The organism is Alicyclobacillus acidoterrestris, assembly GCF_022674245.1.
Classification (GTDB): Bacteria; Bacillota; Bacilli; order Alicyclobacillales; family Alicyclobacillaceae; genus Alicyclobacillus; species Alicyclobacillus acidoterrestris.
The window spans coordinates 82,730-107,625 of the sequence record NZ_CP080468.1; the positions used below are offsets into that span (position 1 = coordinate 82,730).

Genomic DNA, 24,896 nt, shown 5'->3' on the forward strand with positions numbered 1-24,896 from the left:
GGTTCTCGACGTCAAGACTGTGAACCCGGACCTTGCGAGAGTGTACGAATGAGCTGGATGTTGGGAGGCTAGTTTGGCTTCCTCTGCGAATGTAGCACTAGTTTGTAGCTCGTAAGGTTTCTGGGACCCGCCAATGGAGGTATTTTTTTCGTGTATTTTGTCGGGATTGATATTGGCAAACGTAATCATGAAGCTTGCATCATCGACGTGAACGGAAAAGTCCAGCAAAAGACTCTACGATTCTCAAACAACCAGGCCGGTGGCCAGAAGCTAATTCAGTGGATGCGTGCAGTCGATCCGAATTTAACATCAACCCATGTAGCCATGGAGGCTACTGGACACTACTGGCTTGCTCTGCATTCATTCTTACGTAAACATGGGCTCCGGCCCCATGTCATCAACCCGATTCAATCCGATGCATTTCGCAACATGTACATTCGGCAAACCAAGAATGATGCCAAGGATGCTTTCATTATCGCTGAGGTGCTGCGCTTCGGCCGATATACAACGACTGAATTGGCGAGTGAAGAAATCGTTGCCTTACGCCAATTGAGCCGGTTTCGGTTTAGTCTGGTTGACACGATTTCCGACCTGAAACGGAAAGTCATCAGTATCCTGGACATGCTATTCCCCGAGTATGAACGAGTGTTTTCTGACCTATTTGGCAAAACGTCCTCCGAGTTGCTTATGGAATACACGACGCCAGAAGAAATCCTAGCCGTGGACACGGAGGAGCTCGCCGCATTTATTGCACAGCATAGTCGGAATCGCCTTGGCCTAGACAAGGCGGTGGAGCTGAAATCTGCTGCTGAGTCATCGTTCGGGATCGATATGGCTCTTGATGCTTATCGCCTACAATTGCGTCTGCTTCTGCAACAAATTCGGTTCACTGAGGAGCAGCTCGAATCTCTCAACGCTGAAATTGTAAAGCGATTGGAGTCAGTCGATAGTAACCTAGTGACTATCCCAGGCATTGGTCCTGTTTTAGCCGCTGCGATTCTTGGTGAAATCGGTGATATTTCCAGGTTTCCGACCGGAGTGAAACTCGTTGCCTACGCTGGAATCGACCCAACTGTACGACAGTCTGGTCAATTCAACGGGACACGTAATCGAATGTCAAAACGTGGCTCACCACACCTTCGACGGGCAATTTGGCTGGCCGCCAGTACCGCTAAAACGTATAACCCTATACTCCGAGATTTTTATGAACAGAAGCGAGCCGAAGGCAAGCATCCCATGGCAGCTACAGGCGCCGTCGCACGAAAGCTAACATACATCATCCATGCCGTGCTGCGAGACCGGAAGCCGTATGAACCAATCACATAAAATCTGCTTTTAACTGAGTATTCGGATTGTTAGTCTGTCTTTCACAGGCTTACTTAAATGCGTCCTTAAACACCACTTCCTCTCATCGTTCTTGAAACTCGATGATGGACTTGACATCATATAGCTGGTCTTGACGGGACACTACCCAAACGCAGACCAGAGTCAGCGTAAATCGTTTCTGGATTTGATATTTCCTCAATTGGAATAAGAGATAATGTTCATAGGAAAGTGATTGGAGGTGTACCTTGTGCGATGGGTCATTGGTGACGTACATGGCTGCTTTGTACAACTAACGCAGCTTTTAAAGAGTATTGATTTTCGCGCTACACGCGACGAGGTTATTTTTCTTGGTGACCTAGTTGATCGTGGTGAATATTCCAAGGACGTCGTGGATTTTGTACGTTCCGGTCAGTCTCAGGGGTACTTCCAAGTCATACGCGGGAATCATGAGTGATGAGTGGCTACGCGCGGTTAAGTATGGAATGGAGCAAGAACACGCAGAACGATACCCTGAAACGTGGCATTCATTTGATGGACGTAAAGGAATTCTTGAATTTACACAATGGGCGGCATCGTTGCCAATTTACATTGAGACTGAGCGAGTAATTTTACTCCATGGTGGAATGGACCCAAATAGTCATTTCAAGGAGCAGGATGAACGGGAATTGCTTTGGTCACGCAATATGGAGTTTATCCCACAAGAATATAGGGATAATAAACGAATTGTTCATGGGCATACGCCGGTTCCTAATCCTTTGATCTTAGTTGACCGTATAAACATCGATACAGGTTGTGTCTATGGGGGACACCTTACTGCTTTGTCTTTGGATGCATTGGAAGAAGGAGAGGTAATTCTTAAAAGTGTCGAAGGCTTTGTTAGGAGGGATGCGGTACGATTTGGCTGATGGTGTTTCTTCTAGTTACTGTAGGAATCTATCTCGAGAACCGTTACTTTAGTCGAAAGGCACGCGAAATTGAGAAAAAACTAAAAATGTAATGGGGGACCGCCGTTGGCGGTCTTTTTTTTCGGGGGCACGGATTTGTATCAGGAATTACACCAATGCTATGCGAAACTCAAAGTGAAATTGTCCCTGGAACGCCAAATACATTCTTCTCATTGAGATTTAATAAGAGTGGGAGGGATTTTTGACCTACTTCAGACAACCATTTAGTGTAGGCTCCACATTTCAAACGCTGACTCAGGATTCAGAATGGGAGTGATAATCATGCGCTTTGTCCATGGATATGGGAACGTCGCTGACTGTCCCGCCGATGCAGATGCGCATGTGTTGTACAGGCCGGAGTTGTACTTCGATGGCGAAACAGAGCTGGTTGGCCAGATTGTTAAGTGGGGGCGCAAGGAAAGTTCACTGGTTGTCAGTGGGAGAAACAAGGATGGGCTAATAGAAGAACGCCGTATCATATGGGAGCCGATATTTCAGCGATACGTCGCGATTTAGATGCTCTGTGTATGAGAGTGAGTGTGAAATCCGCAGTTGAACAAATTTTGGGGAAGGTGCCGATGCAAACTATTAACCTATTTGCGGAGATTGGCCTAAAGAGCGCTCTCAGACATAGACGCAGGTGGCGACACGCAGAGGGTGGTAAGTGATGGACAAAAAGCGCCGGGCAATATGGGACAAATCAGGCGGCAAGTGTTGGTACTGCGGGTGCGACCTACCCGAAAAAGGACATCTGTATTATCGGTAGACCATCGAAGCATATACCTTTATACGTTTAGTGTGAAATATCGGACATAGCAAAAGTGTTAGGAGACTCACGACGATGAAAGAAGTAGCAAAACGAGTACAGGATGATAGTGGACGTCTCCTTGGCTTCATCACCAATGGAAGAATCATCGCACTTGCTGAGAATTACCGCCAGGTATGCTACGCACTACAGTTTACATCTCCGCAAGTGCCGCTATTCGATATCTACGATGAGGATTGAGTAAGTATGGGACAAATACTCGCGTCGACAAAACGAAAATGGGTAGGCCGAAGGGCTGATTCGCAGTATGCTCGAGACATCACAAAACGTCTTGGTATACACCCGACGATTGCTAGAATTCTTGTTGCTCGGTATGGAGAAATCGACGAGGATTGGTATGAACTACACGTAAATGGCAATCGGAACGAACTTTTCAATCCTTCGTTGCTTCACGATGCCGACAAGGCTGTAAAACGCATTCGTCAAGCGATAGAGAGCCAAGAGCACATTCGAATTGTTGGCGATTTTGACGTCGATGGCGTGGCTGCTTCGACGATTATGATAAGGACGCTGAGCGTTCTCGGAGCCAAAGTCACCTACCACATTCCATCTCGGTTCCACGAGGGTTATGGGCTTTCGGTCGAAGCCGTAGAACGTGCTGTAGAAGACAATGTCGGTTTACTGATAACGGTGGATAATGGCATTTCCGCATATGACGCGGCGAATCGTGCAAAGGAGCTGTCTTTGCCGATAATTGTGACGGACCACCATAACATCGGAAGCATTTTGCCGCAGGCATATGCCATCGTACACCCGCGTTTCCCGCGAAACTACTGTCCTGAACATGAGTTATGTGGGGCTGCCGTATGTCTAAAAATTGCGCACGCTCTTATTGGCGAACTGCCCGGAGAATTGCTTCAGCTCGCTGCACTGGCTACAGTTTGCGATCAGATGCCATTGCGCGGAGAGAACCGCATCATCGTCAAAGAAGGGCTCTATGAGATGCAAAGACGTCCAATAATAGGCTTGAAAGCTTTGATTGAGGTTTCGGGGATTGGCACACAGCGTTTGAACGCCGGCCACCTTGGGTTCCAAATTGGTCCAAGGATAAACTCGGCTGGGCGTCTTTCAGAAGCATCCCGGGCGGTTGAATTATTTCTAACGGACGACGAAACGGAGGCAACGTTAATTGCCCAGGAACTCGATGACTTGAACCGATTTCGGAAGCGTCTTCAACAACGAATGGAGGATGAAGCACTTCTGCAGATTGCTGGAAATCTGTCGTGGCTGGAAGAAAAAACTCTCGTTATCGATGGACAGGGCTTTCACGAAGGATTGGTTGGTATCGTAGCCGGTCGCATTGCAGAGCGGTTTAATAAACCTACGTTGTGCCTTACCAATGTACACGATGGCGCTAAAGGCTCAGGGAGAAGCATCGAGGGTTTTGACCTATTCCGTGCACTCGAGGATATCCAAGCCAAACAAAGGATTTTCACGCGTATGGGCGGGCACGCAGCAGCTGCAGGATTCTCGTTAAATTCGGAAGATGTGGAGAAACTTCGGAAGGCATTCCAGACGGCAGGACAAGAGTGGTGGCATGATGAAATACCGGAAGCACATCACAAAGTAGATGCCAAACTGCGATTAAGAGACGTGAACCTAAAGTTTCTCGATGCTTTACGGGATTTAGAGCCATTTGGTCGTGATAATCCAGAACCTATCCTATATGTCCCCAACGTTCGGGTAGTCTGGGCAGACACGATGGGACAGGGCAACCAACACTTGCGTATTCGTGTAAGCGATGATACCGGTTGCTCTCAAACGGTCCTTGCTTTCGGGTATGGACAGACGATAGACGAGTGGTACGTGGGTAGTGAACACGAACTGCTTGTCACTGTGCAAGAGAACATTTGGAACGCAGAGCGGCGTATTCAACTACGGTTAGTGGATCATCGTTAGAAGGTCATGGGTTTTGAGATAAAAGAAACCATGTTTATCGTGGTGGACATCGAAACAACGAGAACGAATCCTGAAGTCGATATTGCTCTAATTGAGGTTTCGCGGCGTGGAGTCATTCCCATATTGGCGCACAAAAAAGCGGCGTAGGAACTATACCTACACCGCTTAATGTCAGTCCCCAAAAATATTAAATAGCTGATCCAAACTCGATATGGACAAGATTCCATCATGATCCGGCGCGTCAGAGGTCTTATACCAAATTGGAGTTAGACCACTGTTCAACGATCCGAGTACATCATTAAACAGTGAATCCCCGATAAAGACAGTTTCATTCGGAAATGTTTCAAACTTTGAACACGCATGATGAAATATTCGACGATCTGGTTTCGAAAACCCAACAGCATCACTTATGACGATATGTTCAGAATGAATGAGTTTGTCTAATCCCAGTCTGTGGATTTTCTCCATTTGTTCATCGACAAATCCATTGGTAACAATGCCTACCTTGTAATGTTTTGTTAAATACGTGAGTAGATCGTGAACTTCTACTTGTGGCCGAAGCGATTCAAGTAAACACTTCATGAATAAGTCAAATAATTCATCGGATTCACCATGTGATATTGCTATCTCAAAATTCAATAACGTGTTTATGTATCTTATTCGTCGAAGTTCTTGGAGGGTAATCTGCTTTTGTTTGTGAAGTTCCCAAAGTCTCCTGTCCTCAGATAAATACACCTCCATCAACTTTTCTTGGTCAAGGTGAGATGTCCAGCGGCTAGTTTCAAATGTGTACCTCGTTGCAATGTCCCAATGTTTATGAAACGGATATAAGGTGTCATCTAAGTCAAAGAGGATTGTCTTCCGCTCCTTCACTCAATCTACCCCCTTTGTCGATAGGTTCACCGTCTTGGGAACCCTCAGCAATTTTCATCCACACAATAGCCAATACCATAATGATCAGACCACAAATTTGTAGCAAAGAGGGGCGTGGCCCCCAAATCAACCATGACAAAATCATTGCAGCAGGGAGTTCAGTCGTGGTCAAAGTTCCCAATAGCGTTGAGTGAAGTCGCTTTCCAGCGAACATCAAAAGTTCAAACGTAACGATTTGACCCATCAGGGATGTAACCAAACCGAATATGACATTATGCCAAGCAAATATACTGTGCCAAGCGCTCATATGTGTAAACGACACTGAAAAAGCAATTACAGCGGATAAACCAATGATGAACAACTGGGTGAATCTATGTTTTGAAACGTACTGTAGGCTCCACAAATAGATGGCAAATGATACTCCAGCGATTAACCCACATAGCATTCCCAACACGGGTTCGTGATTCAAATTGGTTCCGATTAAAAGGAATGTTCCTACCCACAAGGCCAACACGTTGAATATGTTTTTTGTAAAGAATCTGTGATGGCTAAAAATAAGACCGAGCAGAAAAATAATCCACGGGTATTGAAACAATCCTAGTGCAGCAACACTCGGGGTAGTCATTCGAATTGACCAGTAATAGAACAACCCAGTCGAGGCACCTGCCACCCCTGCGACCCAATTGAACGGATTCTTCATCAATGGATTTCTCGGTATCCGATCCCCAACACTTGATGGCTGACGTAATAGCTTCAACCCAAAATAAATCAAAGCAAAGAAATACTGATAAAACGCAAGCAACGGCACTGAAATGCCGTCGATGTTTGCGTATTTAACGACTATTGAATTTGCACCAAAAATCAATCCCGCGCATATTGCACCCCAAGCCCCAGTTGTAAGGTTGTCTTTTTTCATAGCAACCCCATCTCACGTAGTTTTGGTAAAGCAAACTTAGTGACTCCAGTACCTAATGAAAGGTCGTTGATATCACTGTAGTCAACCCACTTCACATGTTCGATTTCAGAACCAGGGTGTGGAACCTTATCGACTTCAGTCAGAAATATGGTCATTGAGAGTGGAAGTGGCTCCAACATAGAAGTTGTATCGAATTCACCTATTTTTTTTGCCGATACAACATTCACATTGATTTCTTCCAGTAGCTCACGTTTGAGTGTTTCGATGTCAGTTTCACCTGGTTCGGGTTTACCCCCCGGGAGCATAAACTTTGCCGGGGAGGTTTTTTTACTAACAACCATCAATTTACCGTCGGATATGATGGCGGCACCAATTTTGCGGATCACTGTGATACCACCACTTCACCGCTTTGTGGGACTTTGCGAGCATATGTACTAACGACCTTGGAGGTCTTCGTCATAAACTCTACGTAATTTTTACAAATTCCAAGTTTATCTTCCATATACGTTTTCACAGCCTCATCCGATGGTTCGCTGAATGAATCACCGAAAATGGATACTCCCTCTAATGACTTAGAAGAGATTCCGAGTGACAACAAAGCATATTTCACACTGTCTTGGCTTCCAAAATGATAAATCGGACAGTCATAATTGATCCCGTATTGCTGTTCAAACTCCTTGAACAAATCAATGGCGACATGTTTTTGTTCCGCCAAATCTTGTTGATATTCAACACATCCATCAACCAATCGGGTGATACCATGCTCCAAACAGTAGACCGTTGCGGCTGCATGGATAGCTAGCTTGTCACCCAAGAGGATTAGGTTAACTCCCCATCGTTTGAAGTCTGATTCAATGTTTTCGATAGCGATGCTACGCAACAAGCCGTATGTTGGTAAAATTGTTCGCCCAACAATGCGTTCCGGGAAACGGTTTCGAAGTTCTTCTACACGAAACTCCGAAATTTCCCGTTTAATTCCAATGCCACTGTCACATGTCAAAAGATAAACTTCGTTTCCTTGGAGTGCTTCTAAGCACGCGACCAACGTAGAGTCTCTACCACCTGTAAACAATACAGCTACTTTTTCACTCATTCGATACACCATCCCATGTTAAGATTTGATGAAATCAATTTATTAAGCGTCACTAAAAAGTGATCGACTTCATCCGGCGTGTTGTAAAAACCAACTGAAATTCTAATTGCATTGGTAGGTTTGATTGCCTTAACAAAGATGTTCTCTTGTAGTAGCGATGTCGTTAAAGCCGATGCGCCAGTTATATTAGGGATGAGGATTCTGTGATACCTGGTGTAGAGAACCTACTGCATCTGAAATTATAATATTTTGGTATTTGAAAAATCACATCCTTCCGACTAGATTGAACTGAACTGTGTACCGTGTCCCACCTCAACCTCGGGACATAACCACTTCACCCTCGATATAAAACCGTCAATTAAGGATTGGAGATTGGCGAGTTACGAAATTTTATATTACAAATTTACCCTGAAAAAATACCACTAATCTGCATATGTGTCAAACTCTAGATTAAATACATGTATACCACAGAATGAAGTACGGAGAGACGCAGCGTAAATATGCAGAGTTAGCCTGCGGTTACGGTGCGGATATAAATAGGCACTAGCCAGTATCACCCTGCTAACTTTTCCCCTGCATGAGTTTTGCAGTTGATATATGAATTGGTTTTTGAACGTAACTCAGAACGCTTTCATCACAAAAACCTCCTCTTTTCATGGCACGCTATGTATAAGGGGGGATTTTTTTGCCCAAATTAGAGGACTTGAATGATGCCCAGCGTGAAGCTGCCACACAAATTGACGGTCCCGTTGTAGTTGTTGCGGGAGCTGGATCAGGAAAAACGTCGATGCTCGTCACCCGCGTATCGGAACTCATGAAGGCGCGGATTCCAGCTAACCGTATTTTGTGCTGTACGTTTACGAAAAAGGCGACGCAGGAGATGCGTGAACGTATTGAACGAGACATTGGTGAACAAGCAAAACCCGTTGTTGTCTCAACCATTCACGGACTTGCCAATAAAATGGTTATGCCAAGACTTAAGGACTGGAAACTCGTTACGAGAACTGAATGGATATTTGAGATCATTCTAGGCAACAAAACCGCAGTGAATCGCTTTGGGACAGGGCTCTCCAAGGAGATAGAGTTAGAGACAGCTCAACTTGAGGTAGCTAAAGCGAAGAACTCAAAACTAAGGCCATCGGATTGCCGGGACCCAATGATCGGTATGATTTACGCTTCATATGAGAAGTTCAAACAGCTTCGTAAGATGCTGGATTTTGATGACTTACTGATCAAAGCGAATGAATTCATGGTAAAAGACGAGCAATTTGCTCGTAGGTTTCAATCTCGCTTCACACACATCATGGTTGATGAGTTTCAAGATGTTAATTTGCTCCAGTGGGACTTAATACAGAAACTATCTTTACCTGAACGAAATTTATTCGTAGTTGGAGATGATTTTCAGTCAATTTATGGGTTTAGAGGAGCTAGACCTGAACTCATACTGGAATTTGTTAGGTATTATCCTGATGCCAAAACGATTATTCTTGAACGCAATTATCGGTCCAAAGAGCCTGTAATTCACGCGTCCAACAAAGTCATCGCCCTAAACTCACGACAGGTCAAGAAGCGTATCATCGCAACTCGCCGCGGCGGTGATCCGGTACGTACGCTGAACGCGTATGACGAGTTTGAACAAGCCAGTCGTGTCGTAGAAACCATAGCTTCTCTACGTGTAGCCTTTCCGGAATTGAAATGGTCAGATTTTGCCGTGTTGTTTCGTACGAATCAAGAAGCCATGTCGTTTGAAGAAATCATGGTCGAAAGAGACGTACCTTATAACATCAGTGACAGTACGCACTTTTATGAGAACTCACGTATAAAGCCAATTATCTCTTACATGAAAGTGGTAGATGCGCTTATCAGAGATGAATTACCCGAAATGGACGACCTTATTCTAACCATGAAATATCCCAAAGGGTACATAAGAAAGTCATCTGTCGAACGTGTACAAATTGAAGGCATGGCCGTGTTGGAGGACACCACGAACCAGGATTTCGACCAATACATGACTAATCTCACGAAGTTGCTTGGCGCCACAGATCCAACATCGTTCATTCAGATCCTTGGCGATATACATTCTGATCTTTTACGTGTTAAAGAGGGCGAGACGTGGCTTAATGCACTTCGTCGTGTGCTCAGCAAACACCAAACCTTGTCATCGTTTCTGAAGCACGTCGATTATTCCATTGAGCAATCTAAAGAGCCAAAGGATGATGCAGTGCGTCTTATGTCCATCCATGGTTCGAAAGGGCTTGAGTTTCGCACGGTATTCATAGCAAACGTGGTAGAAGGACATATTCCTTACCAACGCTCAGTAGATGAGGGACACCTGGACGAAGAGACACGTCTTTTCTACGTCGCGATGACGCGCGCAATGGATCGCTTGTATCTCTGTGTTCCTAAGATTATCGGAGAACAACCAGTCGTACCATCGAGATATCTTGATGAACTAAGAGGAGGCAAAAAGAATGAGTAACCTAGAAACGCTTTTTAATCTCGTCACTGATGCGGTGGAGAAGCAACAGGAAAAAGACCGGTGGTTACAATACGCTTCGGCGCATTTTAGCCCTTGTGTCGATGAGATATTTAAGAATGTACGAAGTCTACTTTTACCTCTCGAAGAGAAATTGAAGGCCTATCAGATGGAATCTGTCAAACAAATCTGGGCAGTTGAAGAAGTGAATGGGGAACTTCAAATTCGATTTAAGGAAAAGACGCTGACGTTCAAACCGATTGATGCAGGGGCAAAGCAAGATAGTGATAAATACACGATTCAAGTCCTGCGAAACGGAAATAAGACAATTCGTTTTGAGCTGCCAATGCTTCTGTCTGCTAAACCAAGTTTTTATGTTGGGAACCAGAGGGGTATAGAGGAAGTGTCTCCGGAGTATTTATCCACGCTCATAGCCAATGCACTCTCATTCGAATAAGGGGGAGCTATTATAAATGGGACTACCGCTTCCACACTTCTCACTTTCGCTTGGGCCGTTGCTCCATCACCCGGTGTTTCTAGTGATTCCGGTGATAATTCTTCTCGTTATTCTATCAACTGTCATGCGTATGATGCGATGGATTACAGCCGGGTTAGTGCTAGGATTCGGTGGGTATTCATTATACAGGATCGCGAATGCCGTAAATCATGCTGTTGCCCGTAGCGCTAAGACAGGGAAAAAACCTGGCTGGATAACAATGCCGTACTTTCAGGGTCAAAAGGTCATTGGGGTGCCTGTACTACACGTGAATGGCTTTCATAATTTGGGCGTGATGGTAGATATCTTGATTATCGCAGCTATTTTCGCTCTGGTATTCGGCGCAGTAAAGTCAGCTGGTTATCCATTTTTGTACGCCTTGAATCGTTTTGTGAAGTTTTTCATTGATCCGGTCAATTTTGGAACTAAGGATGACACGTACAAGTTTCCGGACGTTACAATCGGAACGGGAATCGGTGAATCAGAGCCGGGGTTACCTGATGCAAGTAACAAGGCAGGGCAAAAGGTGGTTATTAAAGCAAAAGACCGATTCTTGAATATGGGCATTATCGGCCCCATTGGTTCAGGTAAAACCTTTATGACCATGAAGCCTATGATATTCGAAGACCTGGAGAACATCGCGCGAGGCATTATGGCGAACGTTATTTGGGTTTCGCCACAGCCAGAACCATCCGTCGAACGATACGCAGAATCGTTAGGGTTGACGGTACGCAGAATTCACATTATTGACGGGCAAGTCGATGGTAAAGGAACTAACATTCGTTTTAATCCCCTCGCAGGGAATGATATTGACGCGATTATCTCAAATGTCAACATCGTCCTAAACGAACAGACCGGGGATAAAGGTAAGGGTGACGCCTTCTTTGACACGATGGCCGCACAGGCCACCACAGATTCTCTACAGCTTTACAAGTACTTGTACGGTTTCGATGCTGAGGGTAACCCTGTAGAAATTGACATGATTGGTTGGTACGACAAATATCTTAATGACATGGACGAGCTCTTCTTAGAGGCACAGAGGGTACAGGGTGTAGCAGACGCAATGGAGAAGAACGGCGACTCTGATAGGCCGTTCATGGAGTCTCGTAGCGAATGGATACGTACAGTAGTTTGGCCAAAGCTTTCCAACAATGAGCGCGTCATGTTAAAACGTGCGGCCGCGAGTATTATCAACGAGTTTGGCGGAAGCAGTGAGGGGAAAAACGCTGATGCATACAAAAACATCATTCGTGGGCTTCGTGGTAAAGTACGTGTCCTTATCTCAAGTGGATATGTGCAGGAACTGCTCGGTTCGGGCATTGACCACGTAGCTGATCGACCAAATTTCTCGTTTGAATCATGGATTGACCCACAAGAATGGCAGCCTCCAAAGTTTGAAAATCCATTTCCGTCCACTGGTGGATGGTTTAGTCGGTGGATCTCAAATCACCGGTATAAAAAGTATGTCCGTGAATCTTTAGATACGTGGAAAGCAGAAGCACCACATGGACGAAAAGGCGAGCTGTTGTCTGTGATCACCGGTCAAACCGACACAGGTAAGCTTGTGGGTCGAATGATTCTCGTGTTTGAACAACAAGCAGTTCTTAATCGTCCAGGTAGAGACAATGATAAACCGCCAGTGTATGCCTATGTGGATGAATATCCATCATACGCTACGCGTTCCATAAACGAAATTCGCACTCAGGGCCGTAAACACTGCCACAGTATGGTGACTGCGATGCAATCTCGTGCGCAAATGGAGGAAGTAGGACGAGGCTACTTGCGAACGATGGAAGGGTCAACACGTCACTGGGTATACCTATCAAACCTGGGTGCAGAAGATGCGATGGACGTATCCAAACTCTGCGGCAAAGTTAAACGTATCCGAAAGAGTAAATCAACGCGTCAGATTCGTATGGGTGGGCTAGGTAGGGACGACGGCGGACCACTGGTGACAACGAGTGAGAGCGAAGAGTTAGTGGATCGCTTTAGCCCACAGTATATCCGATACGAATTAGGCGAAAATGAAGTCATTTACGTCGGCGTGAGGAATCGGAAGGGTCAACGACCGCTCCGTATGCGGATCAATGAACCGAGTGAAGACAAGGCGCTTATCCGCAAACTTGCTAAATCTGATATGACGAGAATGAAGAATCCTCGTGTGAAGCGCCCCGAGCGAATTTCGGTATATCCTAAAACCGAACTCATTGCAAAAGTTAAATGGCCGCTCGTGACGTTTGGAGGTAAGACCTTATTTGTTTATCGATGGGGGATGAAAGTAGAACCAGATATGTACGGTCCAACCAGTCGACCTGATGACATGAGTGAAGTCTATGAACCGCAGCCATTGTTGCTAAAAGACTTGTTTGAGGACTCGTTCTTCGATGAAAACCCTAAAAGCGAAGAACCTAAAAACGAACGTTCATATGACACACCTCCTTCGAAAAACGAAAGAGACGCGCATCTAAAGGAGCGGTTACGAAACACGTTCGGTCGGGCAAAACAGCCCAATTCTCAATCGCAGCCGGAGGGGGTCAAAGAAGAAGCACATGCCCCTAAGCCAGAAGGTCGACTTTGTCCGAAGTGCGGTACCGAGATGAAAGAACACATTCGCGGAGAATCTGTTTTATTCAAATGCCGGGAATGTGATCATATCTTGAAAGAAAATATCGCAAAGTAGCCCCCGTGAGGGCTACTTTTTTACTCGAGCGTTTTGCAGAATTAACGTTCACAACGCATTTGACACTATATATAGTGTTCCATTGATAGTTCGTACACTATATATGTGCGAGAAACGGTGAAAAATCGAATTCTGCAAAACGCTCACTCCTATGAATTATGTTGGTAGCTAGTTCGAAGTTGTAACAGCAATAAGCCGCTCAACAGGCAAACGCCGGCGTTCGTCATCAATGACTATGTGTAGTTGACCAGCGTATATCACTGGTACGCCTTCCCATACTTCATTTTCAAATGGCCCAAACAAGGTGAGGCGCACGGACGATCCAGATTCAATTGCATCACTAATGACAAATGACATATCTTCCCACTCTTGTTGTGACAACACGGGTTTTTTACGGATTGCCCTAGCCGTTTGATATTGGTTCATGGCGCCGCGGTGTTCCGGGAGCACTAGCCTCATTAGCTCAAACACGTTCCCCTCATCGATTTTCACAGTCTCACCTCATTACGCATAGTGGCCGCCTATCTTGGAGCTACGGTCCCGCAACTGACCAGCCTTTGTCAGGCTCACCGCCCGCATTAGCGCCGTCTCGCCGAACCGCTCATGGATCTTATCCACCGTGGCGTATAGGTCTTTGCGCTTTGGGACGTCATCAAACAGTGACAACTGGAGTGCGTCCGTAAACTGCAACATATCCACGGCAACGCTCACCGCGCGCACACCTGAGCGAGTGTCCCAATAGCGGTCGAGGAGGGCCAAGAGTTCCGGGTACAATTCCTCCGGAGAATTCGTGTGACGTGACAGGGTCTTCGCCTTCCAGAAGCCACCTTCCATGCGCTCATAGGTCACGCCTAAACCGACACGTCGGCCATGCTGATTGGCGCGGCGCAGGCGATAGCAAACCTCATCGAGCAGTTCCAAAATGACCACTGCGACCTCGGAACGCTCATAAAAGTCCCTTGGCAGCGTTGTACGATGCGAAAACCCCTTGTGAGGCGCATGGTAGCTGTTTGGATTGATTTCACTGATGTCTTGACCATGGGACCATCGGTGAATAACGTCGCCCCACACGCCAAAGCGTGCCCGTAGCTGTCCAACCGGTATCCGCGCCACATCACCAATTGTGTCGACCTTGAACTCACGCCGGAGCGTTTCAGCACGCTTTTTAAGCCCCCACATCTCTTCGACTTTAAGTGGGTGGAGCTGTGTAGGTATGTCATTCTCTTTCCACCATACGATGCCACCAGGCGTTTTCTTTGCCTTTGCGTTGGTCATCTTGGCCACCCATTTATTCGGCCCCAGCCCAATACGGCAGCGGATACGGAAAGTGTCCCATATCTTTGCCTGAAGCTTACGCGCTGCCTCAATCGGATCTGGAAACAACGGCGAATCGGCGGGCAGCGCGAAAAAGCCCTCGTCAACGCTGAACTGCTCCTGCAGTGGAAAATGCAGTCGCATGGTCTCCTGAATACGCACGGACGTCTCAAGATAAAATCCCATGCGCGGACGGACAACAATGAGTCCTGGGACGAGACGTTGTGCCTCACCGAGTCGCATGGCATTACTTACACCAAAATTCTTAGCGGTCGGCGTGGCGGCCAGCACGATGCCGCTGCGTCTAGTCGGGTCCCCAGATACCACTAACGGCGGGTCGGTCGAATCGTCAAACTCCTTGCGGCGAGCGGCGAACTCCGGCCTCGATGCTACCTCACACGATGCATAGAAGCTCTGCATATCACACAAGCCGTATATCCATTTCATATGATCAACCCAGTCCGCTTGGCGCGGTTCTTGATTTCAGCGTCGAGCATTTTCTTCATGTAAATTCCTTGATCATACATGCCGTTGTTGACAAATTTAACGGTGATGTCAAGTTCATTGGTTTGTATTTCGCTAATGGAGAGATTGGCCTTTTTTAGGTCATCCTTAAGATGTGCGATTTCTTGCTGTATGTAATCTCTCAGTAGACCGAGCAATAGCAAACGCCTTATTTCAGCAGTAGGTCGTTCCATTTTTGATGTACCTCCACGCGAACGTATGTTCTATTATGCTGTATTATACGAGTGATGAGTTTTACGATGCAAACATTTGTTCGGGTGCAATTTGTTCCATTTTATGAAAGCGACTTTTTGTTGTATTTGTGGGGAGTTATCGAATAAAATGGGGATAAGGATTTAATCCTAACAAGAAGGAGCCAGAGCGGCAACTCTGACTCCTTACGGTACATCGCCTTGAGTGACGGTCTCCCGCACTCGGACGACTCAAGTGAATCGCCACAATCGTGGCAACTCGAAAAGAGTCACCCCTTGGCTGCGAACCTATCGGGGTGACTCTTACTTATGTGAACGAAGAGCTATGACGATAGTTACTATGAGCGTAAGCAGCGCAATGAGAAACATGCCTGCTTGTAGTGCGACTCCTAGTGCCTGATATGTCACATCCATCGTCCGACCTCCCCTCTGTCCGAGAGGACTTGTAGGAGAGGCGTCACCCGTGGTTCAACTAGTACCGTACATCTATTTTACTAGACAGGTTGATGGTTGACCAAGATTTTTTCTACTGCGCTACTACATTGAACGTTTGCCGATATTGCTTAAACGAAAACGAATCATCGGAGAAACGCTAAACAACGCATGGGCTATTTGGTCATCGAAGAAGATGGCGAAATCAACGTTTCCCCGCTTATAAGAAACAAAGCAGGCATTCGCAACTTGGTTGAACAAGCGATTGCATAATTGCATATTGCATAGCATCAAAATGATGCTAATATAGTTATAAGGAGTTGAGAGACATGGGAACTCGTCAATCACAGGTAACGGGGCCAACTAAGCAGATAAACACGCGATATCCTGAGTCATTGCACGCCAAACTGGCAGCTAGTGCAGCCAGGAATAATCGTAGCATCAACGCTGAGATCTTATATCGGATTGAGCAGTCTTTTAAAAACGAAGGAGTGTCGGTCATGGCAATAACGATGCAGGATGTTGTTGAAAAACACGGTGACTTTGCGCATGGCGGAGATGTGGAGTACGGTGTTAAGTCTTGGGAACGCGCTGGGTTTACACCCGAGGAAGCTGACGCATGGTTAGAGGCTCGGTGCTTTGAGGCTATCGATGCGCGCCGGTTGGCGGATGCAGGGATCACACCGGAGCAGGCCGCTCAGACCGATGAAGAGATCGGCGGCTACGTTGACACCATCGGGTATAAAGTTGCCAACGGCGACTTGAGCGTTGAGCGGGCGAAAGAGGCTATAGGTGCATGAGGACTATCAAAGTCAAACGAAAGCCGCACGGTTACTGGTATCGACAGCGCGTGGAAGCGGTAATCAAGGATAGAGTCGAAAAAGGGCTGTCAGTTTCACCGAAAGACATGATCCGAGAGGATAAAGGTGCATATGTTGCAGCTTGGCGTACTCACGGGTCATGGGATAGAGCCCTCATAGCGGCTGGTGTAAGTCTTGATGTATACGAACGGGCGTATCACGACGAGGAAGCTTTGGCCGAATTTATCCGCGAGGCATACGAGGCCGGCGCCGATATATCGGATACCACTATCAAGCACTACTTTTATCGGGAGCATCGGTCTATCGTCCATAAGTATAAAAGCTGGGCAAACTTTCTAGAGTCCATTGGCATCTCGCCCGATGAGGCTGACCGCTTCACGTGGGCAAAGGGCAAGTTGACTGAGTACCTTAGGCAGGCGCAAGCACTTGGCATTGATGTAAGGGCTTTGCTGAAGTTGGATAGTCGGCTTTACGCTGCCATTGACAGGCACTTTGGGTCTTTAGACGCGGCGTTAGCTGAGATCGAATATGTACCCGATGCGACCAACAGGCAGCGTGCGTGGACGCGCGAACTTATCCTAGAGACTGCAGCTAAAGCGCTTGAATCAGGCATCACACTATCGGCCTTAGCTAAGTACGATGAGGGCTGGCGTAAGGCTATGGCGCGAGAGTTTAGCGGCATGAAGCAGTTTACGGAGTTCCTTGGCCTATCGGTCGAAGAAAAAGGATTGGCTAACTGTCTGAGAGAACGCATGCAGGAGAAAAAGGTATCCCAAAGAGAGTTGGCTAGGCGCATAGGTGTTTCGCCAACGCTGATCAAATGTTGGCAAGACGGAATGTACAACCCATCCTTGGACAAGGCACTGGAAACAGTTAAGGAACTAGAGTGTTCAGTTGAGGATATATGGTCGGGCGAAAAAATCAACAGTAAAACAAAATGACTCAACAGTACATACCAAAATAACCCGTGTATTATGGTATCAGGGAACAAAACGCAGAGACGCCTATCCGGGGGGCGTCTTTTTGACTGACTCGCTACGTTTCGGGCGTCCCTCTCAAGGGCGCACAGATGTAGAGTTCGGGAGAGTCATCACGACGGCGGACAAGTATAAGCGAGAGCATGGGGCGCTGTGTCCCGTCCGATGCGATTCCTTCAGCCGCTTCTATTTCACCGTGCTTGTCATTGCCTGTGCACCATGTTGACTAACCGTTTCAAGGATAAAATTACTCTTAACCGTCTATTATAGAGAAATATAAGATAGGTAAGGCTCATTATAAAACCCTGATACATACGCAGGGATATTCAGGAGAAAAGATTAAGATGAAACTTTCCGAAGTGCAGGACCGTTACGAAGCTATTTTGCATGATATCCCAAGTGGAAAAGCTCAAGACAAGGCACTATCTAACTTAATGGACGTCGTGAAAAGGGAATTTGGTGTTCCGCTGATGCAGGACTTGGAATGGGAACGCGAACACCCTGCTGTTATAGCCATGTATCGAAAAATCGCGAACAGTAGGACATTTGACTACTAAATTAATCAGGACGAAGTCCTTCTCCCTGTTTCAGTGTGATGCGTGATCGGGAGTCCCGTTACTACAGAGATGTGCCTCTATCACGAGGGCGCGCGCTGCGTTGCCAATCGGCATGTTTAAGTGCTCACCTATGCTGAGTAGCACTACCATGCCTACCAGATGGGCAAGGACATCACGTTGCTTCAGCAGCTCCTCAATCATCATTCACCGGCGACGACGTTGCGATATATCGGGATCACGCAGGACGATATGGACGACGTGTATCTTACTATTAACCTTTGATATCACCTTTAGGGGGAGTACGTGGTGCAAATACAACTTTATCTTTGGTCAGGTCTTCGTGAACAGAAGAAGAATCAAATCAAATTGTACTCAGACACATTTGATAAAGCTCTTGCTTTGTTTAATAACATCGATGAAGAGGCCCAAAGATACGGACATGAAATTTTCCAACAATATGGATACGGTAATCCCGACGCGGACCCAGCCGATGGTGCGGATTTGGCTCGCGAAGTTTCACTCGATTATTACTTAAACATGTGTCTAATGAGGTATAACTCTATTGCAATGTGGATCACAATGCTATGTCAATACTGGGAACAGCAACTTCGAGACTTCCTGTACCAAGAGATTTCGCATGACGCCTTCATCACTAAAGACGACTTTTGCAATGACTTTGGAGAAGTGAAGGATGCATTCACCGAGTTTGGCATCCATCTCGAATCTTTCACCGATTGGCGCACTATTAAGGAACTTCGGTTTATTTGTAATGCATTGAAACATGGCGAAGGTGGTTCTCTGAAGAGGCTCTATAAGTTAAATCCTTTGTTATTTTGTGATGGATATGACCCTTCATTTTCTACACCATATTCGCTTACCACTCTACATGAACAAAGATTAAAACTCGACGAATCGTTATTTCACAGGTACGCAGAAACCCTTATCGGCTTCTGGGACTGGATGCCCGAACGTTCATATCTAAAAGATTAAATGTACGTTTGAGACATTGATTTAAAGATCAGTTTTGATACCACTACAGCCTTTGGGTCCTCTGGGTTCAAAGGTTTTTTCAGGTTGTCTCACAAACGAACGTTTTTGTGATACTGATTTCATCACTACAAGTCAAATGATAAACCCGGATTTCGACGATTAGGTGATTGAGGTCATTGATCGGGGCGTGTTTTCAAGTATTTGGTGGGTTTGTTAGCGAACACGGCGAAATCATGGTACGGAACTAGAGCAATGGACACAATTCCCCCCTCCCCAAGCCAGGCTATGAACTCCACTTTTTCAATTGGAAGAAAAATCTACGTGGCGGCATGAAGCATGATCAACGACCGATGCTTGGCATACACGGGAAGACGAATGCTCCACTGGCGTGCATGACGCACTAGAATCCCAGGTAGATGGAATAGTCTTCGTCTGAGCCGTCCGGCGGTCCACTGTCGCACTCCTGGTTGAAGCGCGACGTGCTTGTACAGCAGGAGTAGATTATACGCAAGTAGCTTTAGACCTTGCAGTGCTTTGTTGGCATTGAAATTCTGTGAGCGTAAAGTAGCGCACACCTCGTAACTACATGAAAATGGCGAGATAATCTCCTCAAATACATCGAGGAGGTTTTTTGTTTGTGCAGAACGGAGTTACGAGATCTGTGGGAGGGACGGATCGCGAGCTTTCGTGCCAGTGGCCAAAGTGCGCCAGTCTGGTGCGACGAGCACGGTGTCAATATTCATACCTTGCGGTATTGGCTGCAGAAGACGAGCACTAGCCACAAGTCGGGACCTAGGTCACCGGTGAAATGGTTGTCCGTCGAGGTTGCCGAGGGCAGTGGTGGCCAGCCAATGTCAGGAGGTAAAATTGCAATTTGTATCGGCGATGCCCGTGTTGAAGTGGAGCCAGGGTGTAATCTCGTCTTTTTACGCGAGGTCGTTCAGACCTTGGCGACATTATGCTGAATGACGCGACATCGGAGCAGAAAGTCTACTTGGCGGGCGGTGTTACGGATATGCGCAAATCCATTGACGGACTCGCCGTACTCGTCAAAGAGGTGTTCGACTTGAATCCGTTCTCGCCCTGTCTTTTCGTCTTCTGCAATCGGCAACGAGACAAGTTAAAGATTCTCCAGTGGGATCACGCCGGATTCTGGCTGCACTACCGTCGCTTAGAGCGTGGTCGTTTTCAGTGGCCAGATGCATCCCAAGAAGGCCCTATCTGTGTCAGCCGTCGAGAACTTCGCTGGTTGCTGGACGGGTTGTCCATCACACAACGTCAAGCACATCCAAAGGTGGTGGCGAAGACGGTCATATGACCGTGAAAAATTGCTTAAGAATCCAATCATGACAAGGGATTATGGTCATCAATGTCGAATCAGTAAACATGACAAAATCATCGGCTTCACAGACCGAACAGCTTGAATCCATACAGAACGAAAACCGGTTATTAAAACAAGAAATATCGGATTTGAAACAGAACCTGATCCTTTTGAACTTCAAGCCACGCCAAAAAAGCGTCTAAAACCGGGCGACTTCGTTTTAGCCGCTGGTCATAACGTTCCTCTGGGGTCGCGTCTTTTAAATCGCGTTCAATTTTGAAAAGTTGGTTGCAGTAATTGAGACCTTCCCTCGCAGCAACCGGGGCATTTCTTTTGTTGTAGGGAAGCGATTTAATCGCTTCGTCAAAACCACGTCGAGCATGGCTCCAACAAGACACGGTGACTACATTCGGAATCTGGTTGTACCCGGCGTAGCCATCCACATGAAGGTAACCCTTGAACCCGTTGAGAAAATGAATCGGGTGCTCTTGAGCCCGGGTCATTTGGTACTCATACAGTACGATTGGCGGAGCATCCCGCCCCGTACGGTATAGCCACATGTATGAGTTTGTCTCAGCGGCTCGACCGTATTCATGCAAGACCTGAACAGTGGTCTCATCTGCGTGCAAGTACTTGCATCTAAGCAGTTCTCTGTGCATTCGTTCGTAGATTTTCTGGAGCCATTGGTTCGCCCCAGTTAGTACCCAGTTCGCCATGGTCTGTCGTGATAATGGCATGCCTTGGCGTGCAAATTGCTGCTCCAGCCGATAAAGCGGCATACCATCCCCATACTTCTTGTCCATGATGTAGGCCACCGCCGATGGCGATGCCAAGCTACCCGGAAAAGCTGGACGCGGCATCTTCGCCTTCACCACAGGCGTTTCAGTCCCATTGCGTTCGCACGGTCGACAACTGTATATGATTTGCACATGTTCGATGACGATTTTCTGAGCCGGAATAATCTTCAGCTCTTTACGAATCTCAGAACTCATCTCGTGCATGCATCTCCACAGCAAGGGCAGACCCGCTCGTCTTCCGAGAGCCGATACTCGATACGCTCCACGGGCAGATTCTTGAGCAGTTCGTCCCGAAAGCCTGGTTGCTTCTTGCGGGGCTTAACCGAGACGGATTCGGTTTGGGAAAAGCGATTGGATACTGTTTGAACCGATGGCCAAAACTTGTTGCCTTTTTAGAAGATGGGAACTTGGAGATTGACAACAATCGTGCGGAACGAGCGATTAAACCATTCGTGATGGGGCGCAAGGCGTGGCTGTTCAGTAACACGCCTAGCGGAGCGAGGGCCAGTGCGATGATCTACAGCATCGTAGAAACCGCCAAGGAGAACGGCTTGAGCCCCTTGCACTACCTGACCTATCTCTTCGAACAAATGCCGAACGTGGACATAGACAATCCAGAGACACTACGGGATCTCCTTCCTTGGTCAAGTGCTTTGCCAGAAAGTGTCCGCAGCCCAAGGAAAAAATAAAACCCAAACTCATAGACCCTCACCAGCGATGGTGGGGGTGATTTATATACTAGACCTTCTATCTTGAAACATGGGATGTGTGGCGCATTTGACGCTCACGAAATTCTGGCTGGAGAATCGGTCAATGGCAAATCCATATTTGGCTTCCTTGATGTGATTCTCAGCGTTACCACGAAAGTTATAGAAGTGCCATACATCCTCGCCGCTTCAGTCAAACGTTGTGGCAATCGCCTCGTATTCCCAGAGCCAATCCGCACACAGGCACTCCTGGGGGTCAATGTCTAAGCGACGCACAATCACGACCCGCCGAGGCCTGTCCCAGGATGTTGCCTGATACATGATGGAAGTAACGTCACAATGTTCCCGGTCACTCTCTGTGATGCAGTGCCAGAGGAGATTTGGCGCTTGCGCCAACTGTGCGAGTCGCTTGGTCCACTTCAGTTTGATGACGTAATCCCGCTGATCTTGCTCCAATATCTGAAACACTTTTTCTCCGGTAAACCCTTTATCCATGCGGACGGCACGAATGTTGACGCCATCCGGCAACTGGTCTTTCATCGCCTTGTAGAAATCCGCAAATCCATCTGATGTATGGGCGTCACCAGAGCGCAACTCATCATAGAGACAACAACCAGTGAGTGAATCAAACGCCAGCAAGGGATGGAAACTCGCTCGTCCGTGATGGTGTGGATTATATCCAACAGCGGACTGTTGCTGCGCGCCATAAACAGTCTCTACAGAGGAGTCGATATCGACCACGATGCCTTGTCCTTTGGGGAGAAGTGACCTTAGGATTTGTCTATGCGCCGAACGTATCGCTTTGATGCCAGCGTCGGAACCGAGCCGCTTCAGATCCTTATACAACAGAGTCGTATCAGGCAGTTTCGGCACGTCCAACTTCAGCTTCAACAGGGGATCTTGTTCAATGTCCTCAAAGTGGAAAATCCGTTCCTGACCCAGCAAGGAACCGAAAATGACGGTCAGAGCAATATCGTCCATGTGGAACTGGGTGTTTCTGCCCTTGCGTAATCCATGTACCCAAAACTCCCTGTCAATACCCGTTCCCAAAACGAAATCTATGAGACCACTTGCACCGCCAAAGGAGGTGGCGGCATTCAAATCGTAGCGAGTATGAATTGTAGAGCTTTTACGAGCAAACTGACTTCGTGTATGATTATATTGTTTCACCCAAAAGGTGCTCCTTCCTAGCGAAGATGTGGTTCTCGACAAACTCATCTTAGCCATACGGGGAGCACCTTTTCAATTATTCACACCAGTTTATGAGGACACAATCGTCGAAATCCGGGTTTATACATTCTGTGCATCTTGAACTTTCCCCAATTCATGACCGCTTTGGTGCTGCATACTGACAGGCGTTTTTCCTGGGACTGCCGCCCCCTAACGTTTTGCTTGCCTCCGAAATTTCATTACCATGGCAGCTAAAAGGGGAATACATATCAATGTCACCACAAAATACGCTGGCGCCACACCCGCGATGAAGTGCTCCATTTCCTTCGTACTGCGAAAGAATGCAAAACTGCCAGCCCACACGAATAAGCCGCCGGAGAGCGCCATAATTCGGTGTGATGACAGTTTAAAAACGTCCTTCATACCTTCACACCAGGCGTAGTGAAACACACCCAGTTTTATGCATATGGTGGACATCACACCTATCACGTAGAGTGTGTCCAGGCGCTCCAGGAAGCGACCGATGCGAATGCTGCGGACGGTTTCGAGCACCGGATACGACAGATAACTCTCGGATTGCCCCACTACGCCTGTCGTAATTATCTGAATGACGGTCAAGAGAACAGTCAGGATGGCCGTAGCCGTGACCATGTCTTTGGGAAGGGTCCGGCTTTCGCGCAAGGCCCGTACGAACTGTAGGCTAATCAACAGTTCCAATGCGTAGGTCAGATCCGGTGTGACGGCACCGCGGAGCACCGGCTGCCAGCCGTCGGCGAGAACTGGCATCAGTTCATGGACATCCATGTGCTTCATGGACAGGGCAAAGAGAACAGGTGTCACAGCGAGCGCGAGCGGTATGATGAACTCACCGTCCCGCATAACGACCTCCACACCCATATACACCATGTATGAGATCCCAGCCATGCAGAGTAGTCCGATGATATATTCCGGGGTTCTAGGCAGGATGGTGATGCTCACAAACGATTCTACTTCCCGGAGGATGGTGCAATTAATCAGGTACAGCCAGACAAGAAACCAAAGACAAAACATGCGTCCCAGCCATGGTCCGAATGTGTCAATCAAGCCGTTGGTTAGATTTCGGTTTGGCAGCGCACGGATGAATACCGCAGCGGTACCAGCGGACAACAGGCCCCCGGCCACAAACAGGAGATCCGTAATCCAGCTGTCGCGGACGGTGAATTGGGCAACGCTGAACGGGACTGTGACGATGCCGGTGGCAAGGATGCTCCAAACGAGTACGATGACGAGTTGAAATCGGGAAATCTGTACGTTCGACATAAGGTCGGATTCCCTTCTAAAGAATTTTGTACATCCACTTTGTAACTGGACCAAACATGGCTTCGAACGGTGCCAACAGATGCAGATTTGGCCACAGATGCCAGGAGACAGACGCAGACATGGCAAGTGCTGCGAAGATGAGTCCCCAGTACACTGGGACTTCGCGGCGCGCTGCCTGGCGAAGGGAATGTCTGTCTAGGAGCGTGTCCGAGTATTTCAGCTTAGAATTTCTGTAATTGAGTCCTAATTCCAAAATTCTCATTAAT

At 47.2% G+C, this 24,896-nt stretch carries 26 protein-coding genes and 3 pseudogenes; 17 read left to right on the plus strand and 12 right to left on the minus strand.

The window, feature by feature from the left end; genetic code table 11:
- Positions 1-150: 150 nt before the first annotated feature.
- From K1I37_RS21245 to recJ, 6 genes are all read left to right on the plus strand, one after another.
- Positions 151-1,326 carry an IS110 family RNA-guided transposase gene (locus K1I37_RS21245; RefSeq protein ID WP_021297493.1) on the plus strand — a complete coding sequence of 392 codons (1,176 nt, stop codon included), beginning with the start codon at positions 151-153 and terminating at the stop codon, positions 1,324-1,326.
- 247 nt (positions 1,327-1,573) lie between these two features.
- Positions 1,574-1,780, plus strand: coding sequence for a metallophosphoesterase (locus K1I37_RS22045; RefSeq protein WP_021297494.1), 207 nt, complete (start codon positions 1,574-1,576; stop codon positions 1,778-1,780).
- The gene (locus K1I37_RS21250; RefSeq protein ID WP_021297495.1) at positions 1,773-2,231 is read left to right on the plus strand and encodes a hypothetical protein; all 459 of its coding nucleotides are present in this window, start codon (positions 1,773-1,775) and stop codon (positions 2,229-2,231) included. The genes K1I37_RS22045 and K1I37_RS21250 overlap by 8 nt, the downstream gene beginning before the upstream one ends.
- Positions 2,232-2,552: 321 nt before the next feature.
- Positions 2,553-2,786, plus strand: coding sequence for a hypothetical protein (locus tag K1I37_RS21255; protein WP_021297497.1), 234 nt, complete (start codon positions 2,553-2,555; stop codon positions 2,784-2,786).
- 325 nt (positions 2,787-3,111) lie between these two features.
- A complete protein-coding gene (locus K1I37_RS21260) occupies positions 3,112-3,276 on the plus strand; it encodes a hypothetical protein (protein WP_021297498.1) in 165 nt (54 codons plus the stop codon).
- Positions 3,277-3,282: 6 nt separating this feature from the next.
- Entirely contained in the window at positions 3,283-4,995 is a 1,713-nt protein-coding gene (gene recJ, locus K1I37_RS21265; RefSeq protein WP_021297499.1) for a single-stranded-DNA-specific exonuclease RecJ, read from the plus strand.
- A 171-nt stretch (positions 4,996-5,166) separates the two neighbouring features.
- Here recJ and K1I37_RS21270 read toward each other — a convergent pair whose 3' ends face one another.
- Genes K1I37_RS21270 through K1I37_RS21285 form a run of 4 tightly spaced genes read right to left on the minus strand, consistent with a single transcriptional unit; the run spans position 5,167 to position 7,877 of the window.
- The gene (locus K1I37_RS21270; protein WP_021297501.1) at positions 5,167-5,868 is read right to left on the minus strand and encodes an HAD family hydrolase; all 702 of its coding nucleotides are present in this window, start codon (positions 5,866-5,868) and stop codon (positions 5,167-5,169) included.
- Positions 5,840-6,784: a DMT family transporter gene (locus K1I37_RS21275; RefSeq protein ID WP_021297502.1), complete on the minus strand. Its 945-nt coding sequence runs from the start codon at positions 6,782-6,784 to the stop codon at positions 5,840-5,842. The genes K1I37_RS21270 and K1I37_RS21275 overlap by 29 nt, the downstream gene beginning before the upstream one ends.
- Entirely contained in the window at positions 6,781-7,170 is a 390-nt protein-coding gene (locus tag K1I37_RS21280) for an NUDIX hydrolase (RefSeq protein ID WP_021297503.1), read from the minus strand. Before K1I37_RS21280 ends, K1I37_RS21275 begins: the two co-directional genes overlap by 4 nt.
- Positions 7,167-7,877 carry a hypothetical protein gene (locus K1I37_RS21285; protein WP_021297504.1) on the minus strand — a complete coding sequence of 237 codons (711 nt, stop codon included), beginning with the start codon at positions 7,875-7,877 and terminating at the stop codon, positions 7,167-7,169. Before K1I37_RS21285 ends, K1I37_RS21280 begins: the two co-directional genes overlap by 4 nt.
- A 685-nt stretch (positions 7,878-8,562) precedes the next feature.
- Here K1I37_RS21285 and K1I37_RS21290 point away from each other — a divergent pair.
- The 3 genes from K1I37_RS21290 (at position 8,563) to K1I37_RS21300 (ending at position 13,529) form a co-directional block, all read left to right on the plus strand.
- Positions 8,563-10,356 carry an ATP-dependent helicase gene (locus K1I37_RS21290; protein ID WP_021297505.1) on the plus strand — a complete coding sequence of 598 codons (1,794 nt, stop codon included), beginning with the start codon at positions 8,563-8,565 and terminating at the stop codon, positions 10,354-10,356.
- Positions 10,349-10,810 carry a hypothetical protein gene (locus tag K1I37_RS21295; protein ID WP_021297506.1) on the plus strand — a complete coding sequence of 154 codons (462 nt, stop codon included), beginning with the start codon at positions 10,349-10,351 and terminating at the stop codon, positions 10,808-10,810. The genes K1I37_RS21290 and K1I37_RS21295 overlap by 8 nt, the downstream gene beginning before the upstream one ends.
- Positions 10,811-10,892: 82 nt before the next feature.
- Positions 10,893-13,529: a TraM recognition domain-containing protein gene (locus K1I37_RS21300; protein ID WP_242216028.1), complete on the plus strand. Its 2,637-nt coding sequence runs from the start codon at positions 10,893-10,895 to the stop codon at positions 13,527-13,529.
- A gap of 168 nt (positions 13,530-13,697) precedes the next feature.
- Here K1I37_RS21300 and K1I37_RS21305 read toward each other — a convergent pair whose 3' ends face one another.
- From K1I37_RS21305 to K1I37_RS22050, 4 genes are all read right to left on the minus strand, one after another.
- Complete coding sequence (locus tag K1I37_RS21305) at positions 13,698-14,021, minus strand: YolD-like family protein (RefSeq protein WP_021295594.1); 324 nt, start codon at positions 14,019-14,021, stop codon at positions 13,698-13,700.
- 12 nt (positions 14,022-14,033) lie between these two features.
- Positions 14,034-15,290: a DNA polymerase IV gene (locus K1I37_RS21310; RefSeq protein ID WP_146824903.1), complete on the minus strand. Its 1,257-nt coding sequence runs from the start codon at positions 15,288-15,290 to the stop codon at positions 14,034-14,036.
- A complete protein-coding gene (locus K1I37_RS21315; RefSeq protein WP_146824904.1) occupies positions 15,287-15,541 on the minus strand; it encodes a YhjD family protein in 255 nt (84 codons plus the stop codon). The genes K1I37_RS21310 and K1I37_RS21315 overlap by 4 nt, the downstream gene beginning before the upstream one ends.
- A 321-nt stretch (positions 15,542-15,862) precedes the next feature.
- Positions 15,863-15,973, minus strand: coding sequence for a putative holin-like toxin (locus K1I37_RS22050; protein WP_021298694.1), 111 nt, complete (start codon positions 15,971-15,973; stop codon positions 15,863-15,865).
- A gap of 347 nt (positions 15,974-16,320) precedes the next feature.
- Here K1I37_RS22050 and K1I37_RS22055 point away from each other — a divergent pair.
- The 5 genes and pseudogenes from K1I37_RS22055 to K1I37_RS21340 all read left to right on the plus strand — a co-directional run.
- Positions 16,321-16,470: pseudogene (locus tag K1I37_RS22055) on the plus strand (Arc family DNA-binding protein); the annotation flags it as partial.
- A 21-nt stretch (positions 16,471-16,491) separates the two neighbouring features.
- Positions 16,492-16,791 (plus strand): hypothetical protein, encoded by a 300-nt coding sequence (locus K1I37_RS21320; protein WP_236613938.1) that lies wholly within the window; start codon positions 16,492-16,494, stop codon positions 16,789-16,791.
- Positions 16,788-17,753, plus strand: coding sequence for a helix-turn-helix transcriptional regulator (locus tag K1I37_RS21325; RefSeq protein WP_021298697.1), 966 nt, complete (start codon positions 16,788-16,790; stop codon positions 17,751-17,753). Before K1I37_RS21320 ends, K1I37_RS21325 begins: the two co-directional genes overlap by 4 nt.
- A gap of 380 nt (positions 17,754-18,133) precedes the next feature.
- Positions 18,134-18,346: a hypothetical protein gene (locus tag K1I37_RS21330; protein WP_021298698.1), complete on the plus strand. Its 213-nt coding sequence runs from the start codon at positions 18,134-18,136 to the stop codon at positions 18,344-18,346.
- 306 nt (positions 18,347-18,652) lie between these two features.
- Complete coding sequence (locus K1I37_RS21340; protein WP_021298699.1) at positions 18,653-19,336, plus strand: hypothetical protein; 684 nt, start codon at positions 18,653-18,655, stop codon at positions 19,334-19,336.
- 317 nt (positions 19,337-19,653) lie between these two features.
- On the opposite strand, the gene K1I37_RS21345 is transcribed toward K1I37_RS21340, so the two are convergent.
- Positions 19,654-19,911, minus strand: coding sequence for a transposase (locus K1I37_RS21345; RefSeq protein WP_242216029.1), 258 nt, complete (start codon positions 19,909-19,911; stop codon positions 19,654-19,656).
- 60 nt (positions 19,912-19,971) lie between these two features.
- Between K1I37_RS21345 and tnpA the strand changes: the two genes are divergently transcribed.
- Positions 19,972-20,301 carry an IS66 family insertion sequence element accessory protein TnpA gene (gene tnpA / locus K1I37_RS21350; protein ID WP_146824972.1) on the plus strand — a complete coding sequence of 110 codons (330 nt, stop codon included), beginning with the start codon at positions 19,972-19,974 and terminating at the stop codon, positions 20,299-20,301.
- Positions 20,295-20,654 (plus strand): IS66 family insertion sequence element accessory protein TnpB, encoded by a 360-nt coding sequence (gene tnpB, locus K1I37_RS21355; protein ID WP_146824971.1) that lies wholly within the window; start codon positions 20,295-20,297, stop codon positions 20,652-20,654. Before tnpA ends, tnpB begins: the two co-directional genes overlap by 7 nt.
- Before the next feature lie 158 nt (positions 20,655-20,812).
- Here the strand turns inward: tnpB and tnpC are convergent.
- Positions 20,813-21,768: pseudogene (tnpC, locus tag K1I37_RS21360) on the minus strand (IS66 family transposase); the annotation flags it as partial.
- 27 nt (positions 21,769-21,795) lie between these two features.
- Between tnpC and K1I37_RS21365 the strand changes: the two are divergent.
- Positions 21,796-22,143, plus strand: a pseudogene (locus K1I37_RS21365) (IS66 family transposase); the annotation flags it as partial.
- 207 nt (positions 22,144-22,350) lie between these two features.
- Here K1I37_RS21365 and K1I37_RS21370 read toward each other — a convergent pair.
- Both K1I37_RS21370 and K1I37_RS21375 read right to left on the minus strand, forming a co-directional pair.
- A complete protein-coding gene (locus K1I37_RS21370) occupies positions 22,351-23,331 on the minus strand; it encodes a transposase (RefSeq protein ID WP_242216030.1) in 981 nt (326 codons plus the stop codon).
- Between the two features lie 210 nt (positions 23,332-23,541).
- Complete coding sequence (locus K1I37_RS21375) at positions 23,542-24,630, minus strand: GerAB/ArcD/ProY family transporter (protein ID WP_021295512.1); 1,089 nt, start codon at positions 24,628-24,630, stop codon at positions 23,542-23,544.
- Between the last annotated feature and the right edge of the window lie 266 nt (positions 24,631-24,896).